General features: G+C 67.0%; 23 protein-coding genes. 12 read left to right on the forward strand and 11 right to left on the reverse strand.

The annotated features are described in order from the left end of the window. Positions 1-156 precede the first annotated feature (156 nt). Positions 157-1419: a phosphoribosylamine--glycine ligase gene (gene purD, locus IFT67_RS10570; protein ID WP_192238283.1), complete on the reverse strand. Its 1263-nt coding sequence runs from the start codon at positions 1417-1419 to the stop codon at positions 157-159. Here purD and xseA point away from each other — a divergent pair. The 4 genes from xseA (at position 1418) to IFT67_RS10590 (ending at position 4244) form a co-directional block, all read left to right on the forward strand. Then, entirely contained in the window at positions 1418-2842 is a 1425-nt protein-coding gene (gene xseA, locus IFT67_RS10575; protein ID WP_192238284.1) for an exodeoxyribonuclease VII large subunit, read from the forward strand. The genes purD and xseA overlap by 2 nt on opposite strands. A 12-nt stretch (positions 2843-2854) precedes the next feature. Then, complete coding sequence (locus IFT67_RS10580) at positions 2855-3055, forward strand: DUF2093 domain-containing protein (protein ID WP_136188720.1); 201 nt, start codon at positions 2855-2857, stop codon at positions 3053-3055. Continuing rightward, a complete protein-coding gene (locus tag IFT67_RS10585) occupies positions 3052-3891 on the forward strand; it encodes a M23 family metallopeptidase (RefSeq protein ID WP_192238285.1) in 840 nt (279 codons plus the stop codon). Before IFT67_RS10580 ends, IFT67_RS10585 begins: the two co-directional genes overlap by 4 nt. 137 nt (positions 3892-4028) lie before the next feature. Further along, positions 4029-4244 carry a hypothetical protein gene (locus tag IFT67_RS10590; RefSeq protein ID WP_192238286.1) on the forward strand — a complete coding sequence of 72 codons (216 nt, stop codon included), beginning with the start codon at positions 4029-4031 and terminating at the stop codon, positions 4242-4244. A gap of 113 nt (positions 4245-4357) precedes the next feature. Here the strand turns inward: IFT67_RS10590 and IFT67_RS10595 are convergent, their stop codons facing one another. Continuing rightward, the gene (locus tag IFT67_RS10595; protein ID WP_192238287.1) at positions 4358-4783 is read right to left on the reverse strand and encodes a CBS domain-containing protein; all 426 of its coding nucleotides are present in this window, start codon (positions 4781-4783) and stop codon (positions 4358-4360) included. A 47-nt stretch (positions 4784-4830) separates the two neighbouring features. Here IFT67_RS10595 and IFT67_RS10600 point away from each other — a divergent pair, with 47 nt between their 5' ends. Further along, entirely contained in the window at positions 4831-5175 is a 345-nt protein-coding gene (locus tag IFT67_RS10600; protein ID WP_244647318.1) for a hypothetical protein, read from the forward strand. A gap of 187 nt (positions 5176-5362) precedes the next feature. Here IFT67_RS10600 and IFT67_RS10605 read toward each other — a convergent pair whose 3' ends face one another. The 4 genes from IFT67_RS10605 to hisS all read right to left on the reverse strand — a co-directional run bounded on the left by IFT67_RS10605 (position 5363) and on the right by hisS (position 10198). Next, the gene (locus tag IFT67_RS10605; protein WP_192238288.1) at positions 5363-6595 is read right to left on the reverse strand and encodes a DUF4167 domain-containing protein; all 1233 of its coding nucleotides are present in this window, start codon (positions 6593-6595) and stop codon (positions 5363-5365) included. Positions 6596-6851: 256 nt separating this feature from the next. Further along, on the reverse strand, positions 6852-7715 hold the full coding sequence (prmC, locus tag IFT67_RS10610; RefSeq protein WP_192238289.1) for a peptide chain release factor N(5)-glutamine methyltransferase: 864 nt from the start codon (positions 7713-7715) through the stop codon (positions 6852-6854). Positions 7716-7796: 81 nt separating this feature from the next. Beyond that, positions 7797-8870, reverse strand: a complete 1074-nt coding sequence (prfA, locus tag IFT67_RS10615) for a peptide chain release factor 1 (protein WP_192238290.1) — start codon at positions 8868-8870, stop codon at positions 7797-7799. Next, positions 8867-10198, reverse strand: coding sequence for a histidine--tRNA ligase (hisS, locus tag IFT67_RS10620; RefSeq protein ID WP_244647319.1), 1332 nt, complete (start codon positions 10196-10198; stop codon positions 8867-8869). Before hisS ends, prfA begins: the two co-directional genes overlap by 4 nt. A gap of 49 nt (positions 10199-10247) precedes the next feature. On the opposite strand from hisS, the gene IFT67_RS10625 reads away from it, so the two are divergent. The 3 genes from IFT67_RS10625 (at position 10248) to ppa (ending at position 13547) form a co-directional block, all read left to right on the forward strand. Continuing rightward, complete coding sequence (locus tag IFT67_RS10625) at positions 10248-10901, forward strand: DUF1345 domain-containing protein (protein ID WP_107963465.1); 654 nt, start codon at positions 10248-10250, stop codon at positions 10899-10901. Between the two features lie 82 nt (positions 10902-10983). After that, positions 10984-12897 carry a M61 family metallopeptidase gene (locus IFT67_RS10630; RefSeq protein WP_192238291.1) on the forward strand — a complete coding sequence of 638 codons (1914 nt, stop codon included), beginning with the start codon at positions 10984-10986 and terminating at the stop codon, positions 12895-12897. 74 nt (positions 12898-12971) lie between these two features. Continuing rightward, a complete protein-coding gene (gene ppa / locus IFT67_RS10635) occupies positions 12972-13547 on the forward strand; it encodes an inorganic diphosphatase (RefSeq protein ID WP_107963463.1) in 576 nt (191 codons plus the stop codon). Between the two features lie 82 nt (positions 13548-13629). Here ppa and IFT67_RS10640 read toward each other — a convergent pair whose 3' ends face one another. Genes IFT67_RS10640 through ispG form a run of 5 tightly spaced genes read right to left on the reverse strand, consistent with a single transcriptional unit; the run spans position 13630 to position 16836 of the window. Continuing rightward, a complete protein-coding gene (locus tag IFT67_RS10640; RefSeq protein ID WP_192238292.1) occupies positions 13630-14106 on the reverse strand; it encodes a GNAT family N-acetyltransferase in 477 nt (158 codons plus the stop codon). Then, positions 14103-15002 (reverse strand): DMT family transporter, encoded by a 900-nt coding sequence (locus IFT67_RS10645; RefSeq protein ID WP_192238293.1) that lies wholly within the window; start codon positions 15000-15002, stop codon positions 14103-14105. The genes IFT67_RS10640 and IFT67_RS10645 overlap by 4 nt, the downstream gene beginning before the upstream one ends. After that, positions 14999-15379, reverse strand: a complete 381-nt coding sequence (locus IFT67_RS10650; RefSeq protein WP_192238294.1) for a PIN domain-containing protein — start codon at positions 15377-15379, stop codon at positions 14999-15001. Before IFT67_RS10650 ends, IFT67_RS10645 begins: the two co-directional genes overlap by 4 nt. Then, the gene (locus IFT67_RS10655) at positions 15376-15663 is read right to left on the reverse strand and encodes an AbrB/MazE/SpoVT family DNA-binding domain-containing protein (RefSeq protein WP_192238295.1); all 288 of its coding nucleotides are present in this window, start codon (positions 15661-15663) and stop codon (positions 15376-15378) included. The genes IFT67_RS10650 and IFT67_RS10655 overlap by 4 nt, the downstream gene beginning before the upstream one ends. Positions 15664-15699: 36 nt before the next feature. After that, positions 15700-16836: a flavodoxin-dependent (E)-4-hydroxy-3-methylbut-2-enyl-diphosphate synthase gene (gene ispG / locus IFT67_RS10660; RefSeq protein WP_192238296.1), complete on the reverse strand. Its 1137-nt coding sequence runs from the start codon at positions 16834-16836 to the stop codon at positions 15700-15702. A 115-nt stretch (positions 16837-16951) separates the two neighbouring features. Here ispG and IFT67_RS10665 point away from each other — a divergent pair, with 115 nt between their 5' ends. The 4 genes from IFT67_RS10665 to IFT67_RS10680 all read left to right on the forward strand — a co-directional run bounded on the left by IFT67_RS10665 (position 16952) and on the right by IFT67_RS10680 (position 20446). Then, a complete protein-coding gene (locus IFT67_RS10665; protein WP_192238297.1) occupies positions 16952-17473 on the forward strand; it encodes a DUF1993 domain-containing protein in 522 nt (173 codons plus the stop codon). A gap of 68 nt (positions 17474-17541) precedes the next feature. Continuing rightward, the gene (locus IFT67_RS10670) at positions 17542-18681 is read left to right on the forward strand and encodes an acyltransferase family protein (protein WP_192238298.1); all 1140 of its coding nucleotides are present in this window, start codon (positions 17542-17544) and stop codon (positions 18679-18681) included. Further along, positions 18678-19598 (forward strand): isoaspartyl peptidase/L-asparaginase family protein, encoded by a 921-nt coding sequence (locus tag IFT67_RS10675; protein ID WP_192238299.1) that lies wholly within the window; start codon positions 18678-18680, stop codon positions 19596-19598. The genes IFT67_RS10670 and IFT67_RS10675 overlap by 4 nt, the downstream gene beginning before the upstream one ends. Next, positions 19595-20446: a S1/P1 nuclease gene (locus IFT67_RS10680; RefSeq protein ID WP_192238300.1), complete on the forward strand. Its 852-nt coding sequence runs from the start codon at positions 19595-19597 to the stop codon at positions 20444-20446. The genes IFT67_RS10675 and IFT67_RS10680 overlap by 4 nt, the downstream gene beginning before the upstream one ends. Positions 20447-20479: the final 33 nt, after the last annotated feature.

Raw genomic sequence — 20479 nt, forward strand, 5'->3', positions numbered from 1 at the left:
CCTAATCGGCTGGCTCGTATGACGATCCTCCCCCGCAAGGGGGAGGTGTCGCCGAAGGTGACGGAGGGGGAGGAAACGGAACAGGGGTTTTGCTTACTTCCCCCTCCGTCTGGCAAGCGCCAGCCACCTCCCCCTGCGGGGGAGGATCGAGACGAATCATCCGCGCGCGATCTCGCGCCAGCCGATGTCGCGGCGGTAGAAGCCTTCCGCGAAATCGATCGCCTCGACCGCGCGGTAGGCGTTGGCCTGCGCCGTCGCGACGTCGTCGCCGGTCGCCGTCACTGCCAGTACGCGCCCGCCCGATGCGACCAGCCCACCGTCCTCAAGCCGCGTGCCTGCGTGGAACACCGTACCGCCCGCAGCCCGCGCGGAATCCAGCCCGACGATCGATCCGCCGGCCTTGTGAGTCCCCGGATACCCCTCTGCCGCCATCACCACCGTCAGCGCGGTCTCGTCGCTGAACTGCGCCGCGGGCATATCGCCAAGCCGTCCTTCCGCTGTGGCCAGCATCGTCGCGAGCAGGTCGCCCTCGAAGCGCATCATCAGCACCTGCGTCTCGGGATCCCCGAACCGCGCGTTATACTCGATCAGCTTGGGCCCCTGCGGCGTCAGCATCAGCCCTGCGTACAGCACGCCCGAGAACGGCATGCCCTCCGCCGCCATCGTCGCGACCGTCGGCGCGACGATCTCGTCGATCGCGCGCTTCTCCAGCGCGGGCGTCAGCACGAGCGCAGGGCTGTACGCGCCCATCCCGCCGGTGTTCGGCCCGGTATCGCCCTCGCCGACGCGCTTGTGATCCTGCGCCGAGCCGAACGGCATCAGCGAAACGCCGTCGGTCAGTGCGAAGAGACTCGCCTCCTCGCCCTCGAGGAACTCCTCGATCACCGCCTCGGCTTCGCCGTCCGCAAACAGCGCGTCGAGCGCGGCATCGGCTTCGGCCGTGCTGAACGCGATGACCACGCCCTTCCCCGCAGCCAAGCCGTCCGCCTTGATGACGACCGGCAGCGAGAAGGTGCGGGCGAGCGCGATATCCGCCTCTTCGCGGCTCTTCACACGGACATAGCCCGCGGTCGGAATGCCGGCGCGAAGGCACAGGTCCTTGGTGAAGCCCTTCGACCCCTCAAGTTGCGCCGCCGCCTTCGAAGGCCCCAACACCGGAACGTCCGCAGCGCGCAGCGAGTCCGCCAGTCCGTCGACCAGCGGCGCCTCGGGCCCGATGACGACCAGTCCGACCTCATGCTCGCGCACGAACGCGACCACCGCGCGATGATCCGTCGCATCGAGCGGCACGAGCGTCGCAACACGCGCAATCCCGGGGTTGCCCGGCGCGGCATACAGCGTATCGAGGCCGCGAGATTGCACCAGCTTCCACGCGAGCGCATGTTCGCGCCCCCCCGAGCCCAGCAGCAGGACGTTCATGCCCGATCCCTTTTCCGATGATGTGTCCAGCGACATGGGGCGGCTGGTAGCCGAGCCGGTCGCCGGCGACAACGCACTCGCCATGTCGGTCGGCGAACTCGCGTTAAAGCTGAAGCGGATGGTCGAGGGCGAATTCGGTCATGTCCGGCTGCGCGGCGAGATTTCGGGCTGGAAGCGCGTCGCCTCCGGGCATTGCTACATGTCGCTCAAGGACGATCAGGCGGTGATCGACGGTGTGATCTGGAAGGGCAATGCGTCGAGCCTCGCCTTCGTGCCGCAGGACGGCATCGAGGTGATCGCGACCGGCAAGCTCACCACCTATCCCGGCCGCTCGAAATACCAGATCGTCATCGAGCGGATGGAACTGGCGGGCGCCGGCGCGCTGATGGCGCTGCTGGAGAAACTGAAGGCTAAGCTGGCGGGCGAGGGGCTCTTCGACGGCACGCGGAAAAAGCGCCTGCCGTTCATGCCGAAGGTGATCGGCGTCGTCACATCGGGCACCGGCGCGGTGATCCGCGATATTCTCCACCGCCTCGAGGATCGCTGCCCGACGCACGTCATCGTCTGGCCGGTCAAGGTGCAGGGCGAGGGTTCCGCCGCCGAGATCGCCGCCGCGGTGCGCGGGTTCGACGCGATCGTCCCCGGCGGCCCGGTGCCGCGCCCCGACCTGGTGATCGTCGCGCGCGGCGGTGGCTCGGTCGAGGATCTCTGGTCGTTCAACGAGGAGGTCGTGGTCCGCGCCGTCGCCGGCTGCACGATCCCGATCATCTCCGCAGTCGGGCATGAGACCGACACCACCTTGTGCGATTTCGCCGCCGACCTGCGCGCACCGACGCCGACAGCCGCCGCCGAGATCGCGGTGCCGGTACTCGCCGACCTGCGGCTGACGATCGACAGCCACCGCAACCGGACCGAGCGGTGTGCGCGGCGTCATGTCGAGCGTGGGCGTGAGCGGCTCGATGCGCTCGCGCGGTTGCTGCCTAAGCGCGACCAGTTGCTCGGGCCGCAACGCCAGCGTGCCGACGACTTTAGCCAGCGGTTGGATCGCGGGCTCGAGCGTAGGCTTACCCTCGCGCGCGGTAGCCTGGACCGCTCGGGTGCCGCACTCCGACCTGCCACGCTGGAGCGCAAGCTCGAAGCGAAACGTGCGCAGCTCGATGCGACGTGGCGCCTCGTCCAGTCGCTCAACCCCGACGCGATCCTCGACCGCGGCTATGCGCGCGTCACCGCGCGGCCCGGCGGCGAGACGCTCGCGTCGGCGACGTCGGCGCGCGATGCAAGGACGCTGACGCTCCACTTCCGCGACGGCGTGGTGGACGCGGTGACGGACACTGGCCTTGAGCGCCCCGCCGCCAAAACCTATGCTGCCCCCAAGGCCAAGCCCGCGCCTGATCCGGCGCCGCGCCAGCCGACCCTGCTGTAGAGAAGACCTGCCATGCTGATGTCCAACTCCGACCGCGCCGCGCGCCTGCACTATATGGCCAACGGTTTCCGCGTGCTCAGCCCAGGCGACCACGTCGCCTGCGCCGCCACCGGCCACCGCATCGCGCTCGAAGACTTGCGCTACTGGAGCGTCGCGCGCCAGGAAGCCTATTCCACCGCGACGGCTGCCAGCGAAGCGATGGCCCCACGATGATCCGCACGGCGGTGCTCGTCCTGCTGGCTGCATCCAGAGCCGCCGCCCAGCAAGCACCGCCCTCGAATACCGCGCTCCAGTCCGCCTTCCGTTGGACCGGCACGCTCAGCCAAGGCGGACTGATCCTCGGCACCGCTCCCGCCGGTACGCGCACGCTCGCGCTCAACGGCAAGCCGATCGCGCTCTCCCCCGACGGCCGCTTCATCGCCGGCTTCGACCGCGATGCGGGGTCGCAAGCGACACTGACGGCCACGCTTGCCGACGGCCGCACCATATCCCAGCCTTTGACGATCGCGCCGCGGGCGTGGCGGATCGAGCGCCTCGACACGCTCCCCAAATTTCCCGCGCCCGACCCGGTCTTCGCGAAACTTCGCCCCCCCGAACTCGCCCAGATCGTCGCCGCGCGCGCGCGCACCACTGACGCCCAGGGCTGGCGCCAAGTTTTCGCATGGCCCGCCACCGGTCGCATCTCCGGGTTGTTCGGATCGCAGCGCATCTACAAGGGCGAACCCGGCAGCTATCATTCGGGCACCGACATAGCGAAACCCACCGGTGCGATCGTCACCGCCCCGGCCGACGGCGTCGTCATCCTCGCCGCCGATCACCCCTTCACGCTGGAGGGCAACCTCCTGATGCTCGACCATGGCATGGGCCTGAATAGCGCATTCCTGCACCTCTCGCGGATCGACGTGAAGCTCGGCGATCATGTGACAAAAGGTCAGCCGATCGGTGCAGTCGGCATGACCGGCCGCGCGACTGGTCCCCATCTTCACTGGGCGCTCCGCTGGAGCGACGCCAAGCTCGATCCGATGCTGGTCGCAGAACCGATGCGATAACGCGCGGCTGGTTCTACCCGGCGAGCGTATCCAGCGTGCGCAACGCGCCTCACGCGCGCAGTAATACGCAACCAGCTCGTTTCGATTCTGCGCGATGCTTTACCACGAGCCAAGTTCACCGCCCTCGAGCGCGTCGTGTGCTCGATGCCATCCGCCATCGCTGCTCGCGTCGCCTGACGCTCGGCGACGTCGTCGGTCCAAGTGACGGTTGGCGATCGGAATTGATCCGTCGAGCCTCGATCCTGCGGCACAGTGGCCGGCGCGGCCTGATACGCTATCTCCGCCCCGTACTCGACGTGCCGGCCGGCCTTGGCGAGGCGCGACGACTCGGTAACGGTCGTTATGCCGCGTGATGTTCTCCGATGCCGACTTCATCGGATGCGACTGCTTACCACTTCCGTCATGCCGCCGGCGTGCCCAGAAAGACCCGCTGCGCGGCGAACAAGCCCGGGACCAATTCCTCCGGTCACGCGGACTGGATGTATTCGCGCATCGCCGCGGCGTCGGCTTCGATCCGGTCGATGCGGTATTTGACGAGGTCGCCGATCGACACGAACCCGACCAGCACGTCGCCCTCGATCACCGGAAGGTGCCGGATCCGCCGCTGAGTCATCAGTGACAACGCGCCGATCGCCGACTCGTTGGGGCCGATCGACTTCACTGCGGTGGTCATCACGTCACCGATCCGCCGTTCCAGCGCCGCTGCACCATCGGACTGCAAGCAATGGATGACATCGCGCTCCGAGAAGATACCGACGACGCGGCCGCCATCGAGCACCGGCGCTGCGCCGATCCGCTTCTCCGCAAGCAGCGCCACCGCCTCGGCCACCGTAGAGTCCGGTGCCAGCGACTGTATGTCGCCCTTGTCCTTCAGGATCGCCGCGATCGTCATCTTCGCCTCTCCTCACTTGCGTCTGGTGCGCGTGGGTTGAGGAAACCATGTTTGCGCGGCAATGGGAAGCGATGACCGATCGCGCGCCTACGCCCGGACCGCCGCCAGAACCGTCGGACCGCTTACCAGTCGGCCTCGACGATCCACAGTATGCCGCGTTCGCCTGGGCACGGTTTCGCGGGATCATGGCGTGGATGGTGCTGGCCGCGGCGATCTGCGTCGCGGCGGTGATCGTGGCGATGGCGCACCTCCAGGGGCCGCTGCATCTGGTGACGATGTTGACGGTGATCGGCGGAGTCGGCGGATCGGTGATGATGGCCGGACTGCTGATGGGGCTCGCGTTCCTGAGTTCGGGAAGCGGGCATGACGAGGATGTCGCGCGGATCGAGTGAGCGGACGGCGAGCGATCGCATGACCTGATACTGGCCCCCTGCCCCTGCTCCTGCCCGTACCCCTGCTCTGGCCGGGACCGGTACCTGCCTCTCGCCTGATCCGAACATAAAAAAGGTCGGTACCGCTCGACGCAGTACCGACCTTTCTCAAGCCTTCGACATCCCGGAGTGATCCGGGGCGATGGAATCAGCCTGCCTGGACTTCGTCCGGCACCGCGCGAACACGGCGGCGGCGGGGCTTTTCCTCGACGGCGACGTCGGCGGCCGGAGCCGCTTCGGTGGCCGGGGTTGGCGCTGGCGTCGGCGCGACGGTTGCCGAAATGCCGAGCGATGGCGGCAGGCGATCCGCGTCGAACGCCGTCGGCGCGCCTTCGTCCTGCGCAACCGGTGCGTCGAGGCTGCGATCGCGACGCGGGCGACCGCGGCGGCGGGGCTGCTCCTCGGTAGCGGCGACGGGCATCGTCGTCTCGACGGCTTCGGCTGGCTGAGTGGCCTGCTCGGTGGTGTCGGTTACCGAACGGACCGCATCGGCTTCCGAATCCTGGTTGGCGTTGGCGACCGGTGCGCTCACGCGGGGCGTGCGGCGGATCGTCTCACGCTGCGGCGCATCGCGGTAATCGCTGCGGGGTTCGCGGACCTGCTCGTCGCGGGGCTGGTTCTCACGAGCCTGATTCTCGCGAGCCTGCGCTTCGCGAGTCTGGCCCTGCTCCTCGCCGTTGCGGTCGTCGCGCGGCTGAGCATCACGCGGGGCGTTGCGCTGGTTGCGCGGGTTGTCGCCACGGACGCGGTCTTCGCGCTGGCCCTCATTGCGCGGCTGCGCCTCGTTACGCTGGCCTTCATAACGATTGTTCTCGTACCGCGGACGCTCTTCGCGCTGCGGTCGATCTTCACGCTGAGGGCGGTCCTCGCGGTTCTGGTTGTCGCGAGCCTGGTTCTCACGGCTCTGACGGGGCGCGTTCTGGTACTGGCCGTTCTGCTGGCCGCCATTCTGCTCACCACGAGCCTGCTCGGGCGTACCCTGCTGCTCGCCGGAGCGGATCGGTTCGCCCTCGTCGCCGTAATCGTCGTCGCCGTCGAGATCGAACGGCTGCTGGCGGCGTGGCTGCTGCTGCGCCTGCGGCTGGCTCTCTTCGAAGCGGGCGCGGGTTTCGCTCAGGACGCGGAAATAATGGTCCGCGAACTGGAGGTAATATTCGATGTTGACGCGGTCGCCCTGCTGCTGCGCGTCGCGCGCGAGGTTCTTGTACTTCTCGTACAGCTGGCTCGCGTTGCCGCGCGCGCGGCTGTCGATGCGGTTGCCGGTATCGCGACCACCCTGGCCGCCGCCGCCACCCTGGCGTTGACCGCCACCACTACCGCCGCCGCCATTATTATTGTTGCCACGACCGCGACGGCGGCCGGCTTGCCGGTTGTTGATCAAGCTTGTGTCCTCAGTCGTCGAACCAAAATCTGGTCGTGCTCCGAAATGCGGTGCAAACCCCCGTCGCGCACCGACGATCTAGACGAGATCGGTGCGTCGAACTTGCCAGGGCCGCCGGACTGCAGCGACCTCAAAGCGAAGGATGCGGGTCATCGCTCTAAACCGACCAATCGTCGAGAGTGCGTGCCCCTGCCCGCGTGATAGCGGCCGCAAGGGACCTACTACAAGCGAAATGTGAGGTTTAGCGCCATATTGTTCAAGTCGCGGGGGCGTGGGTTGCCACTAACGCACGCGCGTTGCCGCCATAGTCGTGGTGGAGCGCGACGTGCAGACCTCGCGCTTCGAGCAACGTGGTGACGGGGGGAGCCTGTGTCGAGCCGATCTCGATGACCGCCGCGCCGCCGGGGGCGATCAGCGCGGGGAGCTGCTCGGCGAGGATGCGGTAGTCGTCGAGCCCGTCTGCGCCGGCGAAGAGCGCGGCGTGGGGTTCGTGGTTCTGGACTTCGGGCGGGAGTTGCTCGTTGGTAGCGATGTAGGGCGGGTTGGCGAGGATCAGGTCGAACTCGCCGACGATCGCGCTGGCCCAGCTGCCGCGGATGAAGTGCGCGCGGTCGGCCATGCCGAGGGTTGCGGCGTTGGCGCGGGCGTAGGCGAGCGCTTGGGGGGAATAGTCTACGCCGAGGCCTTGCGCGGGCCATTCGTCGAGCGCGGCGAGAAGTAGGGTGCCGGGGCCGGTGCCGAGGTCGAGTATTGTCGCGGGGGCGCGGCCGGCGAAGTGCGCTTGGGCGGCGATCAGGAGTGTTTCGCTGTCGGCGCGAGGGACGAGTGCGCCAGGGCCGACGGCGAGGTCGATCGACCAGAAGCCGCGGGTGCCGGTGATGTAGGCGATCGGCTCGTGACGGAGGCGGCGTTCGACGAGTGCGGGGAACGTGTCTGGGACGGCGTAGCGATCCGGGTCGAGGAGGATCGCGTTGCGCTCGACGCCGAGTGCGTGCGCCATCAGCAGTTCCGCGTCGAGACGCGAGGTGGCGGAGAAGGCGAACCGTGCGGCGGCGGTGGCGATCGCTGCACGTACTGCTCCCCTCCCGCTTGCGGGAGGGGTCGGGGGAGGGGCTGTCACCGGGCGATACCCTTAGCAAGAAGCCCCTCCCCTAACCCCTCCCGCAAGCGGGAGGGGAATGCCGTTGCGGCTGGGGAACGCTCAGCCATCCAGCTGCGCCAGGCGGTCCGCTTCGTCCTGCGCGACCAGCGCGCCGATCAGTTCGTCCATCTCGCCCGCGACGATCTCCGGCAGGCGGTGCAGCGTCAGGTTGATGCGGTGATCGGTCACGCGGCCTTGCGGGAAATTATACGTCCGGATCCGTTCCGAACGATCGCCCGAGCCGACCATCGACTTCCGCGCGCCCGCGCGCTCGGCATGCAACCGGTCACGCTCCGCTTCGTACAGGCGCGTCCGGAGCACGCGGAGGGCCTTTGCCTTGTTCTTGTGCTGCGACTTCTCGTCCTGCTGGATCACCGTCAGCCCGGTCGGGATGTGGACGATCCGCACCGCGCTGTCGGTGGTGTTGACCGACTGGCCGCCCGGCCCCGACGAGCGATAGACGTCGATGCGCAGGTCCTTGTCGTCGATCTTGACGTCGACCTCCTCCGCCTCGGGCAGCACCGCGACGGTCGCCGCCGAGGTGTGGATCCGGCCGCCGGCCTCGGTGGTGGGCACACGCTGGACGCGGTGGACGCCGCTTTCGAACTTGAGCTTGGCGAACACGCCCTGGCCGGTGACGCTGGCGACGACTTCCTTGAAGCCGCCCGCGTCGGACGACGATCCGGAGATCATCTCGACCCGCCAGCCCTGCGATTCGGCATAGCGCTGGTACATGCGGAACAGATCGCCCGCGAACAGCGCGGCCTCGTCGCCGCCGGTGCCGGCGCGGATCTCGAGCATCGCCGCGCGTTCGTCGGCGGAGTCGCGCGGCAGCAGCGCGAGCGCGAGTTTCCGATCCGCGGTTTCAAGCAGCGTGCGGTTCTCGTGCAGCTCGTCCGACGCCATCGCGCGGAGTTCGTCGTCGGCATCCTCGGCCATGAACGCGAGGCTCTCCGCCTCCTGCCGTAGCCGGCGTACTTCGGTGGCGGCCTGGGCGACGGGTTCGAGCTCGGCATATTCCTTCGACACCGCGACGAAGCGGTCGGACGGGAGATCGCCGGTCGACATCAGCGCCTGCAGCTCATCACGCCGCGCCTCGATCGCGCGGATGCGGTCGGGGGAGATCTGGGTCATTCGTCGACGCCAATCCCAAACGCTTCCGTCAAAATCGTTCGAACAGATGCGCCCTTGTCACGCCTCCATGCGGTCTCGCGGACTAACCCCTGTACGGCGGCAAAACGGCCGACAGGAATCGCAAGTTGCCCACCCGTACGTAACAATTTCAGCGTGTATGCCTGCTTTTCGATTTCTTTCTCACCGACGATGATAGCCATATAGGCATTCTGAGCATCTGCCTTGGACAGGCGCCGCTTGAGATTTCCCTTATATGCCATGTCAGTCACAATTCCGGCACGCCGAAAACCGGCAACCAAAGCATTGGCGACATCCCAAGCAGTTGGATCGGCAGGAACTACCACGATTTCAATTTCGGGAGCTGCCGGTTCCTCCAGCAACATAGCCAGCCGTTCGACACCCGCGGCCCAGCCAACGCCCGCCGTCTCCGGACCGCCGAGCGAGCCGATCAGCCCGTCATACCGACCACCTGCCAGCACGGTCCCCTGCGAGCCCAGCCGGTCGGTCACGAACTCGAACGCGGTGTGGCGGTAGTAATCGAGGCCGCGCACCAGCCGCGCGTTGCGCTCCCACGCGACACCCGCTGCGTCGAGCCCAGCGGTCACCGCTTCGAAGAACGCGCGTGCCTCGTCCGTCAGATACGCGTCGATGTCCGGTGCGCTGTCGGCGATCGGGCGGTCGCGCGGGTCCTTCGAGTCGAGGATCCGCATCGGGTTCTTTTCGAGCCGGGTCAGGCTGTCCTCGGACAGTTCGCCGCGATGCGCTTCGAAATGCGCGACCAGCGCCTCGCGCCAGGCGTCGCGCGTCGCCGCGTCGCCCAGCGTGTTGAGCTGCAACGTCACGCCCTCGGAAATGCCGAGTTCGCGCAGCAGCTGGTCCGCGAGCACGAGCAGCTCGACGTCCGCCGCCGGCTCGGCCGCACCGATCACCTCGGCGTCGATCTGGTGGAACTGGCGGAAGCGCCCCTTTTGCGGGCGCTCGTAGCGAAACACAGGCCCGCTGGTGGTGAGCTTCATCGGCGCGAACTGCTGCCAGCCTTCGGTCAGATAGGCGCGGGCGATGCCGGCGGTGAACTCCGGGCGGAGCGTGAGCGAGTCCCCGCCGCGATCCTCGAACGTGTACATCTCCTTCGACACGACATCGGTCGTCTCGCCGAGCGAGCGCGCGAACACCGCCGTCGACTCGAACACCGGGATATCGACGCGCTGGAAGCAATACAGCGCCCGCACGCGCTCGAACGTCGACAGGACATGCGCGAACCGGCGCTGCTCGTCGCCGAAAATGTCCTGGGTGCCACGGATGCGGCGCGGGGTTTCTGTCTTGGCCATGATGCGCGCGTATCTAGGCGACGTCCCCGCTAAGCGCTAGCGCTGTGGCATGAACGACAAACCCAGATATTGGGGCCTCGGCCAACGCGTTGCCCCGCCGCGCTTCATCCTGTTCGTGCTGGTCTTCGCGATCGGGCTGGCCACGCTGATCCCGCGCTTCGGGCTCGGGCGTGGCACGATGGCCGCGTTCGACGTCGCCGCGGTCGTGTTCCTGATCGCGGTCTCGACGCTGTTCCGCAACGCCAGCGCCGAGCGGATGCGTCGCGCGGCGGAAGAGAACGACGCCAACCGCGCGGTGCTGCTCGGGTTCAGCGGCACGATCATGCTGGTCATCCTGGTCGCAGTGGCGAAGGAATTGCAGGGCAAGAACGACGCGGTTGGCATCGCGCTGACGATCTCGACGCTGGCGCTCGCGTGGCTGTTCTCGAACATGATCTACACGCTGCACTATGCGCATCTCTATTACGTCGACGATCCGGACGGCAAGGACGCCAAAGGGCTCGACTTCCCGAGCTGCGACGAACCCGATTACTGGGATTTCGCCTATTTCGCCTTCACGCTGGGGATGACGTTCCAGACCTCCGACGTCGAGATCACCTCGCGCCGGGTTCGCAAAGCCGCGCTCGGCCAGTGCATGGCGGCGTTTGTGTTCAACATCGGCGTGCTGGCGTTCACGATCAATGTGCTCGGGAGTGCTGGCTGAGGGTACCGGGTAAAGGACTGGACGGCTGCCCTTTATCGCGATTACACCTCGGGTCATCGTCTCTTAGCCGGAAGGCCCTTCCTTGATCCGCAAGCTTATCGTCGCATCCCTGCTCGCGTCCGCTATTCCTGCGGTAGCGCAGGTTCCAGCAGGCAACACCGCACCCCAGCCGGTGCCGTTCGTCGACACCATTCCCGACGCGGTCGACACGCCCTATCCCGGCACGCTGCTGCTCGACGTCGATGCGACCGATACCGAGCGCGGCATTTTCCGCGTGAAGCAGACGATCCCGGTCGCCAAGTCCGGCCCGATGGCGCTGCTCTACCCGAAGTGGCTGCCCGGCGCGCATTCCCCACGCGGCGAGATCGAGAAGCTCGCCGGCCTCGTGATCCGCGCGAATGGCAAGATCGTCCCCTGGACGCGCGATCCGGTCGACGTCTTCGCGTTCCACATCGACGTGCCGACCGGCGCCAAGACGCTGGTCGCCGAGTTCCAGTTCATCTCCGCGACCAAGGGCGATCAGGGCCGCATCGTCATGACGCCGACGATGATCAGCCTCCAGCCGAACCTCGTCAGCCTGTACCCTGCGGGCTATTTCACGCGCCAGATCCCGATCAAGATGACCGCGACCTATCCGGCAGGCTGGACCGCCGCGGGTGCGGTACCGGCGAAGGTCTCGGGATCGACCTACAGCTACGACACGACCAACTACGAGATCCTCGTCGATTCGCCGACGCTCGCGGGCAAGTACGGCAAGGTCTGGCCGCTCTCCCCCCGCGTCGATCTCAACGTCTTTGCCGACAGCCCCGACCAGCTCGCCGCCAAGCCCGAGCAGATCGACGCGCACAAGCGCCTCGTCGACCAAGCCGCCAAGACGTTCGGCGCGCAGCACTACGATCATTACGAATTCCTGCTGTCGATCACCGACCAGCTCGGCGGGATCGGGCTGGAGCATCATCGCAGTTCCGAGAACGGCGTCCGCCCCGGCTATTTCACCGAATGGGAAACCGGCGCCGCCGCGCGCAACCTGCTGCCGCACGAGTTCACGCACAGCTGGGACGGCAAGTTCCGCCGCGGCGCCGACCTGTGGACGCCGGACTTCCGCACGCCGATGCGCGATTCGCTGCTGTGGGTCTACGAAGGCCAGACGCAGTTCTGGGGCTATGTGCTCCAGGCGCGCTCGGGGCTGGTCAGCAAGCAGGACACGCTCGACGGTTACGCCTCGATCCTCGGCAACTACGATACCGCGCCGGGCCGCCAGTGGCGTCCGCTGATCGATACGACCAACGATCCGGTGATCTCGGCCCGCAAGCCGAAGGGCTGGACCAGCTGGCAGCGCTCGGAGGATTACTACAACGAGGGCCTGATGGTCTGGATGGAGGTCGACGCGATGCTCCGCCAGAAGTCCGGCGGGACCAAGTCGATCGACGATTTCGCCAAGGCCTTTTTCGGCGTCCGCGATGGCGATTACGGCGAGCTGACCTACACCTTCGCCGACGTCGCGAAGACGCTGAACGGGATCGTCCCCTATGACTGGGCGACGTTCCTCAACACGCGCCTGACCGAGACAGGCAAGCCCGCGCCGATCAACGGCTTCGCGATGAACGGCTACAAGCTGGTCTATGGCCCCGAGCAGAGCCCGTATCTGAAGCAGGCCGAGAAGACCCGTGGCACCGATGTCAGCTATTCGCTGGGCATGGTGATCAACAAGGAGGGCGTCGTCACCTCGTCGATCTGGGACAGCCCCGCGTTCAAGGCCGGCCTCGACGTCGGCACCGAGATCGAGGCTGTCAACGCGGAGGCCTATTCGTCGGATCGGATCAAGGCGGCGATCCTCGCAGCGAAGGGTACGAAGCTGCCGATCCGCCTCACGGTCAAGAACAACGACCGTTTCCGGGATATCACGCTCGATTACCATGACGGGCCGCGCTATCCGCGCTTGCAGAAGGTGGGTACAGGTGAAGGCGGGCTCGACAAGCTGCTGACGCCGCGTTGAGCCTTTGAAATCTACCGGTGCCGGCCGCTCCCCACACGAGGAGCGCCGGCACCGTCATATTCGAAAGGACCGCCATGCGTATCGATCTCATCCCGACCGGCAAGAACCCGCCGGAAGACCTGAACGTCATCATCGAAGTGCCGACCGGCGGCGAGCCCGTGAAGTACGAGTTCGACAAGGCGTCGGGCGCGCTGTTCGTCGATCGCATCCTGCACACGCCGATGCGCTATCCCGCGAACTACGGCTTCGTGCCGCACACGCTCAGCCCCGATGGCGATCCGCTCGACGCGCTGGTGATCGCGCGCTCACCGTTCATTCCGGGCTGCGTCGTCCGCGCGCGGCCGATCGCGGTGCTGAACCTGGAAGACGAAGCCGGCGGCGACGAGAAGCTGGTCTGCGTCCCCGTCGATTCGGTATTCCCGTACTACTCGAACGTCGGCGGCCGTGCCGATGTGCCCGAGATCGTGTTCGAGCAGATCGAGCATTTCTTCACGCACTATAAGGACCTTGAGAAGAAGAAGTGGGTCCGCGTCGGCAAGTGGGGCGACGCCGAGGAAGCCAAGCGCATCACGATCGAGGCGATCGCGCGCTACGACGAAGCCAAGAAGGCCGGCGAAGAGCCACACGACCACGACGTTCCGGGTCGGTAAGACCTACTCCCCTCTCCCCGCCAGGAGAGGGGCCCGCGGCACTCGCCGTGGGAAGGGTGAGGGCACGCTCAGGTCGTGCCCTTTACCGCCCCGCCAGCCTGACCAACGCATCCCCGGACATCCGCTGGATCGTCCAGTCCTCCATCCCGACCGCGCCGACCTTCCGATAGAACGCGATCGCATCGGCATTCCAGTCGAGCACCGACCATTCGAACCGCGCGCAGCCGCGATCGAGCGCCACGCCGGCCAGATGCACCAGCAGCGCACCGCCCACCCCCTGCCCGCGCGCATCCGGTGTGACGTACAGATCCTCGAGATACAGCCCGCGCTTGCCGGTCCAGGTCGAGAAATTGTGGAAGAACAGCGCGAACCCGAGCGGACCGTCCGCGGTCTCCGCGATCAAGGCTTCCGCGGCAGGTCGCTCGCCGAACAACGCCTGCATCAGCATCGGCTCGGTTGCCTCGACGGCATCCGGCTCGCGCTCGAACGCGGCGAGTTCGCGGACGAAGCGCAGGATCGTGCCGACATCGGCAGCGGTGGCGGAACGGATGACGGTCATGCACTAGCCTCGATCGATGTCTGCGCGATGTCACGCCGCCGCGCCGCGTACAAACACGCGACGACGATGATCGCCGCGCCCGCTAGCGTGAACGCCGATACCCGCTCGCCGAACACCAGGAAACCCAAGCCCGCGGCATAGACGAACGACGTGTATTCGGTGGTCGCCAGGAACCCGGTATCGCCGTGCGCATAGGCCCAGCCGAGCAGCCACAACGACGCGGTTGCGAGCCCGGCGGCGAGTATGAGCTTGGGCCACTGCACCGCTTCGGGCACCACCGCGAGCCAAGGCGCGGCGAGCGCCAGCGTCGCGGTGATGACGAGCGCCTGGAAGAACGCGATCTCCCCCGGCCGCGCCGCCTGGCTCTGCAGCCGCGCGATCACCAGGTTGACCGCATACAGTACCGCCGAGCCGAGGATCGCGAGCGTGCCATGGAACGTCTCGGGTCCAGGCACCTCGCGCCCCTGCCCGATCATCACGACCACCACGCCACCGAGCGCGGCGATCGACGCAAACGCAGTTTTCAGCCCGACTCGCTCGCCCAGCGTCACCGCGCCAAGCAGCAGCGCGAGGATCGGCGCGATGTAGGTCAGCGAGATCGCCTGCGCCATCGGGACGCGTGCAAGCCCCCAGAAGAACAGCACCCCCATCACCGTCGTCACCAATCCGCGCGCCAGATGCAGCTTGAGCGCCCGCCCGCTCGGCCGCCCGCTGTTCCCGAGCTTCCACGCGACCGCACCGAGCCCGACGCTGATCATCTGCCGCCAAAGCAGCGCGTTATAGACGCCGATCGCCAGGACCAGCGACTTCATCACCGCATCCATCATGGAGAACAGGCCGATGCCGAGCGCGGCGATCGCGAAGGCCAAAGCGGGTGACACGATGCGAGAAGTCATCGGAACAGGCGGATATCCAGATCAAGACCGAGCGTCACCCAATCCTTGTCCGCAGTCCACAAGGTCGCGGCCTGATCGATCGCCAAGGCCAGGCAGACCCGGTCGGCAATCGACACGTTCCTGCCTTTGACGACAGGCCACAGATCCGCGGCAATCTTCGCCTGCGTTGTGGTGAAGGGCATGATCACGATCTCGAGACGATCGAGGTTCGCGATCACCGCATCGACGTCGGACACGATCTCGAACAATTTGCTGCGGACCTCGACCAGATTGACGCTCGACAGCATTGCGCCGCGCGCATGCTCGATCACGACATCGGCACCGGTCTCGTTCTTCAGAATCGCCAACAGGGTGGACGGGTCGAAAACGACGGTCACGCGGTATGCCGCGTCCGCCAGTCCTCGATCTCGGTGTTCTCGCGGACCGCATCGGCGCGACGTTCCGCCAATAGCTCATCGACCAGATTACGATCGGCAGGCTTTGCCATCGATCGGAATTCGGACTGCACCTCGCGGACGACCTGCGCGTAGGTCTTCATCGTCAGCCCGCCGTCCGGGTTGAGCTCGATGACCAGCGAGTCGCCGTCTTCGATCCCTGCATCGCGACGCAGTTCGGGAGGCAGGACGATCTGCCCGCTGACGACTTTAGCGTGATAGGTCATGATCACCTCCAGCGAGATGTGACCCTACCACACCCCCTATTCGGCGGCCACCGGCACCAGCGCCGCCATCGCCTCGTCCGCCGCCTCGATCTCGGCCGCCTTCGCCTCGACCAGCCGGACGATGTGGTCGACCATGTCGGCGTCCTGGACGTGGTGGTCGGTAACGCCCGAGAGATACACCATATGCTTGCCGTTGCCACCGCCGGTAATGCCGATATCGGTCTCGCGCGCTTCGCCCGGGCCATTCACGACGCAGCCGAGCACCGACAACGACATCGGCGTGCGGATGTGCTGCAACCGTTCCTCCAGCGCCTGCACGGTGCGGATCACGTCGAACCCCTGGCGCGCGCACGACGGGCACGACACGACGCGGACGCCGCGGTTGCGGATGCCGAGCGCCTTGAGGATCTCGAAGCCGACGCGGACTTCTTCCTCGGGCTCGGCGGAGAGCGAGACGCGGATCGTGTCGCCGATCCCGTACCAGAGCAAACTCCCCATCCCGATCGCGGACTTGACCGTGCCGCCGACGAACCCGCCCGCCTCGGTGATGCCGAGATGCAGCGGGCAATCGACCTGTTCGGCGAGCTGCTGATACGCCGCCACCGCGAGGAACAGATCAGACGCCTTCACCGCGACCTTGAATTCGTGAAAGTCGTGGTCCTGCAACAGCTTGATATGATCGAGCGCCGACTCGACCAGCGCATCGGGGCAAGGCTCGCCGTATTTCTCGAGCAGATGCCGCTCGAGCGAGCCGCCGTTGACGCCGATCCGAATCGCGCAGCCATTGGACTTGGCCGCATCGACGACCTCCTTCACGCGCGCCGCCGAGCCGATATTGCCCGGATTGATCCGCAGGCACGCCGCGCCCGCATCGGCGGCTTCGAGTGCGCGCTTGTAGTGGAAATGGATGTCCGCGACGATCGGCACACGGCTGGCGCGGACGATCTGCTTGAGCGCCGCGGTCGATTCGACGTCGGGGCAGCTCACGCGGATGATGTCGACGCCCGCGTCTTCGCAGCGCCGGATCTGGTCGACCGTCGCGCGCACGTCGTCGGTCGGGGTGTTGGTCATCGTCTGCACCGTGACCGGCGCATCGCCGCCGACGGGGACGTTGCCGACCATGATCTGGCGGCTCTTGCGGCGGGTGATATCGCGCCAGGGACGAAGGGACATGGGGATTCCTCGGGAGTTCGAGGCCTGTATAGCGACTTGCGCGCTGGAACGGAACATCGCTGGCCGGAGTAGCGATCGTCGGCCATAGCGGCGCACGGCCTTTGGAGCGAACGCGATGACCCTGTCCCTGTACGATGCGACGATCCCCTCGAACCTCCAGATTCTCCGCGCGGTCGACGCGCTGCTTGACAAGGCGGAAGCATTCGCTGTGGAAAAGGGTATCGAACCCGCGACGTTGATCGACGCGAAGCTTGCCGACGACATGCTGCCGTTCGGCTATCAGGTGAAGGCGTGTGCGACGCATTCGGTCGGCGGGATCGAAGGCGTCCGCGGCGGCACCTTCGCGCCCGACCGTTCGGCCTGGCCGACCGATTTCGCGGGTCTCCACACCGTGATGCGCGACGCGATCGCCACGTTGGAAGCGATCGACCGGGACACTTTCGACGCGCTCGCCGACAACGACACGACGTTTGCGTTCGGCACGTTCGTCATGCCGTTCACCGGCGCGAACTTCCTGCTCTCGTTCTCGCAGCCCAACTTCTATTTCCACGCCAGCACCGCCTACGCGATCCTGCGCGCGCAGGGCGTACCGATCGGCAAGCGCGACTTCATGGGCACGCCGCGCATGAAGGCGTGAACCGGCGCGGGGAACGCCTTAGCCGGCCGACGCTTGCGGCACCGGCCCCCGCCCCGTAGGGCCGCGCGATGACGCGGCATTATGGCATGGACTGGCTGCGGATCGGTGCGTTCGCGCTGCTGATCCTCTACCATATCGGCATGGTCTTCGTGCCGTGGAACTTCCATGTGAAGTCGCTCCATGTCGAGGACTGGGTGCGGCTGCCGATGCTGGCGAGCAACGCGTGGCGGCTGACGCTGCTGTTCGTCGTCTCGGGCTATGCGAGCCGCGCGCTGCTCAACCGGTCGAGCGGCACAGGCGGATTCTTCGCCAATCGTTGCTACCGCCTGCTGGTGCCGCTGCTGTTCGGCATGGCGGTGATCGTCCCGCCGCAACCCTGGGTCGAGCTGGTCACCAAGCACGCCTATGCCGGCAGCTATCTGACGTTCTGGACCCATGATTATTTCCGCTTCGGCAAGCTCGCCGGGCTGTCGCTCCCGACCTGGAACCACCTCTGGTTCGTCGTCTACCTCTGGGTATACACGACTGTCTTGACGCTCGGGCTGGTCGTCGTCCGCGGCGACTGGCTGCAACGCGCGTTCGACTGGGTCTTCGGCAGCTGGGCGGTGCTCGTCCTCCCCGTCGCATGGCTCGTGTTCGTCCACGCCTGGTGGTTCCAGATGGCCGCGGAATCGCAAGCCCTGTTCGGCGACTGGGTCGCGCACGTCACCTATTTCCCCGCGTTCCTGTTCGGCTTCGGCCTAGCCCGTTCCGAGCCCGCAATGGCGGCGATCGCGCGCTGGTGGAAGGTCGGTGCCGTCGCCGCGGTGCTCGGCTATGGCGCGATCATCGGCGTCGAGCTCGAATGGCCGGGGGACATCGTCGCGCCGCGCTGGATCTACCCCGGCTACGGCGTCGCCCACGCACTCGAGCAATGGGGGGCGATCGTCGCGCTGATCGGGATCGCCGAGCGCCACTGGAACCGCGACCATCGCTGGCGCCGCACGCTGACCGAGGCGGTATTCCCGTTCTACCTGATCCACCAGACGATCATCGTTCTCGTGATGTACGCGCTGCTCCCCGCCGGCCTGCCGGGCTGGGCGGAGTTCGCGTGCCTGCTCGCCGCGACGACGATCGGCTGCATCGCCTTCTACTGGATCGGCCGCAGCATCGCGCCGCTCCGTCCCCTCATCGGCCTTCGCGCCCTACCCTCGAAAGATTCAGCATGACCTGGACCCTCGTCATCCACGGCGGCGCCGGCAAACTCGACAGCGAGATGGTCTCGCCCGAGCAGGATGCGGGCGCGCGAGCCGGCCTGTCGCGCGCGCTCGACATTGGGTCGAAGGTGCTGGCGGACGGCGGTAGCGCGCTCGACGCGGTCGAGGCGGCGGTGCGCGTGCTGGAGGACGACCCGCACTTCAATTCGGGGCGCGGCGCGGTCTTCACGCACGACGGCACGCTGGAGCTCGACGCCGCAATCATGGACGGGCGCACGCGGGCGGCGGGGGCAGTCGCCGCAGCGACCGCCACGCGCAACCCCGTCGGCCTCGCCCGCGCGATTCTCGACGATGGCCGCCACGTCTTCCTCGCCGGAAAGGGCGCGGATGCGTTCTCGCTCGAACGCGACCTTCCCCAGGCGGATGCCGCGTGGTTCGCCACCGACGAACGCCGCCGTCAGTTCGCCGAGTTCCAGGCCGATGGCGGCGGGTTCGACGTCGACATGAAATACGGCACGGTCGGCGCGGTCGCCTGCGACACGCACGGCCATGTCGCCGCCGCCACCTCGACCGGCGGCGTCACCGGCAAGCGCTGGGGCCGGATCGGCGACACGCCGGTGATCGGCGCGGGCACCTTCGCCGACGATCGCGCCTGCGCGGTATCGTGCACCGGCTCGGGCGAGTTCTTCCTCCGCGTCGGCGTCGGCCACGAGATCGCCGCGCGCGTCCGTCTGTCTGGCGAGTCGCTCCAGATCGCCGCCGACGCGGTGCTCGCCGAAGTAAAGGCGCTCGGCGGCACCGGCGGCGTGATCGTCGCGGGACCGGACGGCGACATGGCGTGGGGTTTCAACACCGTCGGCATGTACCGCGGACGTGCGTCGTCCGAGGGTAGCCGGACGGTCGCGATCTACGCTAACGAGCCGGCATGAAGCGCTTTCTCCTCGCCGCGATTGCCTCGCTCGGCCTCGCCTCCCCCGCCACCGCGTTCTGGGAGTACGGCCACCAGACCGTTGCGCAGATCGCCTATGCCAACGTCACGCCGAAGACCAAGGCGGCGATCCGGAAACTGCTCGCGCAACAGGCATTGCTGGATACCCCGACCTGCCCCGCGGGCACGATCGAGGAGGCCAGCGTCTGGGCGGACTGCATCAAGCCGCTGAAGCTGAACGACGGATCTACGCGCTTCGGTTTCGCGTACAGCTGGCATTACCAGAACGTCGATATCTGCGCGCCGTTCGACCTGACGCCGGCGTGCAAGGAAGGCGACTGCGTCTCGTACCAGATCGACCGCGACGTGAAGATGCTCCGCGACAAGTCGACTCTGCCCCGCGATCGCGTCGTTGCGCTCGCGTTCCTGATCCACTTCGTCGGCGATCTCCACCAGCCGCTTCATGCGGGCGACCGTCACGACAAGGGTGGCAACGACGTGAAGGCGGACTACGGCATCTACGGCCCCGCGCGGTTCAACCTGCACTCGATCTGGGATGGCCCGCTGGCGGAGCGCGCGATCTCGACGCCGCCGTCGCTGGTGCGGCGCTATCCGGCGGCCGAGCGCGCGAAGATCGGCGCGGGGACGGTCACCGACTGGAGCCGGGAGTCCTGGGAAGCCGCACATGAGGCGTATGCGGCGGCACTTGGCGGCGACGCGTGCGGTACGGTTCCGGCACGTGTGAAGATGGACGATGCGACGATCGCCAAGATGGTGCCGGTGTCGCGCGAAGAGGTTCGCCGCGGGGGTATTCGGTTGGCCAAACTGCTCGACAAGGCGCTCGGCTGAAACTTCCACACGCCAGCAAGGATCAAATCATAT

The sequence above is a fragment of the Sphingomonas sp. CFBP 13728 genome (assembly GCF_014841895.1).
Classification (GTDB): Bacteria; Pseudomonadota; Alphaproteobacteria; order Sphingomonadales; family Sphingomonadaceae; genus Sphingomonas.